Source organism: Pseudomonas brassicacearum (assembly GCF_003732265.1).
Lineage (GTDB): Bacteria > Pseudomonadota > Gammaproteobacteria > Pseudomonadales > Pseudomonadaceae > Aquipseudomonas > Aquipseudomonas brassicacearum_D.
This window is the reverse complement of record NZ_MOBK01000224.1, coordinates 1-532: the sequence shown is the minus strand read 5'-3', so window position 1 is coordinate 532 and position 532 is coordinate 1. Positions and strand designations below refer to the sequence as shown.

Here is a 532-nt window from a genome sequence, read left to right as displayed (position 1 = left end):
CGGGCCTTGGCGGTCGAGCCGAAAGTGTTGCTGCTGGATGAGCCGTTCGGTGCGCTCGATGCCAAGGTGCGTAAAGACCTGCGCCGCTTGCTGGCGCGCTTGCACGAAGACATCAACCTGACCTCGGTGTTCGTGACCCACGACCAGGAAGAGGCGATGGAAGTTGCTGACCGCATTGTGGTGATGAACAAGGGTGTGATCGAGCAGATCGGCTCACCAGGCGACGTCTACGAAAACCCGGCCAGCGATTTCGTTTATCACTTCCTCGGCGATTCGAACCGCTTGCTGTTGAGCGATGACAACCACGTGCTGTTCCGCCCGCATGAGGTGTCGTTGTCCAAGCATGAGCTGGAAGATCACCATGCTGCTGAGGTGCATGATATCCGGCCGTTGGGCGCGACCACGCGGGTGACGTTGAAGGTAGAAGGGCAGACTGATCTGATCGAGGCCGAAGTGGTGAAAGATCACGACAGCCTGATCGGCTTGGCCAAGGGTGAAACCTTGTTCTTCAAGCCGAAGGTCTGGCAGAAAG

1 protein-coding gene is annotated in these 532 nt (G+C 58.1%); it reads left to right on the top strand.

Going from position 1 to position 532, the window contains the following annotated elements; all coding sequences use genetic code 11:
- On the top strand, window positions 1-532 hold a 532-nt coding region (locus BK660_RS30955), incomplete at both ends, for a sulfate/molybdate ABC transporter ATP-binding protein (protein ID WP_123436432.1).